At 49.1% G+C, this 3535-nt stretch carries 2 protein-coding genes; both read right to left on the bottom strand.

Features of this window, described 5'->3' with window-relative positions:
• Nucleotides 1–2318, bottom strand: a 2318-nt coding sequence (infB, locus tag WBV75_RS13380) for a translation initiation factor IF-2 (RefSeq protein WP_424121087.1), incomplete at its 3' end; no start/stop codon positions are given.
• Nucleotides 2319–2363: 45 nt separating this feature from the next.
• A partial coding sequence (nusA, locus tag WBV75_RS13375) for a transcription termination factor NusA (RefSeq protein ID WP_424121086.1) occupies nucleotides 2364–3535 on the bottom strand: 1172 nt, incomplete at its 5' end.

The raw sequence follows: 3535 nt of genomic DNA, 5'->3' as shown, positions 1-3535 counted from the left end.
TCGGCCACGTCCCTGGCATTACCCATTGGACGGACGTTAAAGCCAATAATTATGGCGTCTGAGGCAGAAGCGAGCAGTACATCGGACTCCGTGATAGCCCCAACCCCCTTGTGGATAATATTGACCTGTATCTCATCTGTGGATAATTTCTGGAAAGAGTCTGAAAGGGCCTCCACCGAACCATCCACATCTCCTTTGAGGATAATGTTGAGTTCTTTGAAATCACCCAGGGCAATACGCCTTCCAATTTCATCCAGCGTAATATGACGTTGGGTTCGAACGGACTGTTCCCGGAGCAATTGGCTGCGTTTAGCTGCAATTTGCTTGGCCTCTCGTTCGTCTTCCATTACGTTGAATTTATCCCCTGCCTGTGGAGCTCCATCCAACCCGAGAATAGAAATAGGCTGTGATGGCCCTACTTCCTTCACGTCTTTGCCACGCTCATCGTGCATGGCCTTTACTTTTCCACTGCAGGTTCCGGCCAGTACATAGTCCCCTATTTTCAAGGTTCCGGCCTGTACAAGTACCGTAGAAACATAGCCCCGACCTTTATCCAGGAAAGCTTCGACTACCGTACCGGAAGCCAACTTATCGGGATTCGCCTTTAACTCGAGCAGTTCAGCTTCAAGCAGCACTTTTTCGAGCAATTCTTTAACGCCGGCACCTGTCTTGGCAGATATGTCCTGAGATTGGATTTTACCCCCCCAGTCCTCGACCAAAAGGTTCATTCCTGCCAGACCTTCTTTAATCTTATCGGGATTGGCTGTGGGTTTATCGACCTTGTTAATCGCAAATACGATAGGAACCCCCGCCGCCTGGGCGTGACTGATAGCCTCCTTTGTCTGCGGCATAATATCATCATCGGCAGCAATCACAATTATCGCAATATCCGTGACCTGAGCCCCCCTGGCCCGCATGGCCGTAAAAGCCTCGTGACCGGGTGTATCCAGAAATGAAATTCGCTCTCCGTTATCGAGCATTACGCCATAGGCACCGATATGCTGTGTAATTCCACCACTCTCTCCTGCAATAACGTTTTCCTTCCGGATATAGTCGAGCAAAGAGGTTTTACCGTGATCCACGTGACCCATAACGGTAACAATAGGCGCACGGGCTTTAAGATCCTCCGGGGCGTCTACTTCTTCCTCTATAGATTCCTCGATGTCCGCGGTGACAAATTCCACTTCGTACCCAAATTCCTCAGCCACGATGGCCAGGGTTTCTGCATCGAGCCTCTGGTTCATAGTAACCATAATACCCAGGGACATACAGGCTGAAATGATTTCGGTCGTAGAGACATTCATCATAGTAGCCACTTCCTGAGCGGTCACGAATTCGGTTACCTTAAGGATTTTGCTGTCCAGTTCCTGCTGTGCAAGATCCATCTCGGTTTGCTGACGGTGCTGATCCCGCTTGTCGCGACGATACTTGGCGCCTTTACCTTTTTTAGATTTTCCCTGGAGTTTTTCGAGTGTCTCCCGCACCTGCTTTTGCACCTCTTCTTCAGTGGGCTCCACCTTCATGGTCGAAGGACGCTGCCCTTTTCCTCCGGGGCCACGACCTCGGCCGCTATCCGATTTACTTATAATCCGACGACGACGACGCTTGCGGTCCGTTTTGTCATCAGATTTTTCTTCTTTCTTCTTCTTGGGCTTCTCGAATTTGGTCAGGTCGATCTTGTCCTTTATCGTAGGCCCAGAGAGCTTTTGATACTCCGTCTCGTGTTTGACCGGCTCTGCAGACTCCGGGGTTTCCGTCGTCTTGTCCTCTGATTTAGGGCTCGGGGTTGCCGCGGCTTCTTCCTTAGGAGTTGCCGGTGCCGGTGTCTCAGCTTTTGCCTTCGTTGGCGCCGCCTCAGGGGATTCGGCTCCTTTCTCAACCGCTGGTTGTTCCGCAGCCTTTTCCTCGGTTTTTTCTACCTCAGGTTCAGGTTTTGGGGTGGCGGTTTTCTTTGGGCCATCCAGATCAATTTTACCCACGGTCTTCAGGCCGCTTAACTCTGCTTTGGCTTTAACTACCTCAGGCTGTGCGCGCTTTTCCCGCGCAATTCGTTTCTCCTCCAATTCTTGCTCAAGCTGTAACCGAAGGGCTTCTTTCTCCTTCCGCTTCTCTTCGCTAACTTCCTTGGAGGCAACCTTTTTGCTTTTGTCCGTCTGAAATTCCTCCAATAGAACCTGGTATATTTCATTGGAAATCTTTGTCGTGGGGCGGGCATCCACCTCATGACCCTGGGAGGTGAGGTAATCCACCGCCCGGTCCAATGAAATATTAAGTTCTCTCAGGACTTTGTTAAGCCTTATGGTCGCATTCTCTGCCATAAATTTTTTGCGCTCTTTTTTCGCTAATTAAGGTGCTAATATAGCTTAATCTTCTAATTCTTCCTTGAGGATCCGGACTACATCCGAAATGGTCTCCTCTTCTAAATCGGTTCTTTTTACCAAATCGTCAACGTCTTGTTCCAATACGCTACGGGCCGTATCCAAACCTATTTTCCTGAACTCTGCAATTATCCAATCTTCAATTTCATCGGAAAATTCAGTGAGCTCTACGTCTTCTTCAACACCCTCGCGGAAGACATCAATCTCATATCCGGTGAGTTTCCCGGCCAGGCGAATATTATGTCCGCCCCGGCCAATGGCTTTAGATACTTCTTCCGGCTTCAGGTACACCTGAGCCGTCATATTCTCATCGTTGAGCTTTACCATGGATACCCGCGCAGGACTCAGCGCCCGGGTCACCATCAACTGAGGATTATTCGTCCAGTTCAAAACATCTATGTTCTCGTTACCGAGCTCACGGACAATCCCGTGAATCCTGGAACCCTTCATCCCTACACAAGCCCCTACCGGGTCGATTCTGTCATCATAGGAATCCACGGCAACTTTAGCCTTTTCTCCGGGGATTCGAACTACTTTCTTCACAGAAATTAAGCCGTCAAATACTTCGGGTATTTCCTGATGAAACAATTGTTCAAGAAAAATGGGAGAGGTTCTGGACATGATGATCAGCGGCTTATTTCCCTTAAGCTCCACACTCTCAATAATCCCACGAACGTTGTCTCCTTTCCGGAAAAAGTCAGATGGGATCTGCTTCTCCTTGGGCATGATAATCTCATTGCCCTCATCATCGAGCAGGATAATAGCCCGGTGGCGAATATGATGCACCTCTGCGGTGTAAATCTCCCCCTCGAGGTCCTTAAACTGTTTGTATATGGTCGTATTGTCGTGTTCGTGTATTTTGGCGATCAAATTCTGCCGCAGTGCCAAAATGGCGCGGCGACCGAGATCCTTTAACTTTACCTCCTCAGAAACGTCCTCGCCAATTTCAAAATCCGGCTCGATTTTCCTCGCCTGAGTCAGCGAAATCTCTTCATTCGGCTCTTCAACCTCTCCATCCGGAACCACGGTACGGTTCCTCCAGATTTCCAAATCGCCTTTATCCGGATTAATAATAATATCAAAATTATCGTCCGATCCAAATTTTCGTTTCAGGGCTCCCCTGAATACTTCCTCCAAAATAGCCATGAGGGTTACCC

This window comes from Robiginitalea sp. (assembly GCF_049588695.1).
Lineage (GTDB): Bacteria > Bacteroidota > Bacteroidia > Flavobacteriales > Flavobacteriaceae > Robiginitalea.
Note: the sequence above shows the minus strand (reverse complement) of the source record. Positions and strands in the feature narration are given on the sequence as shown.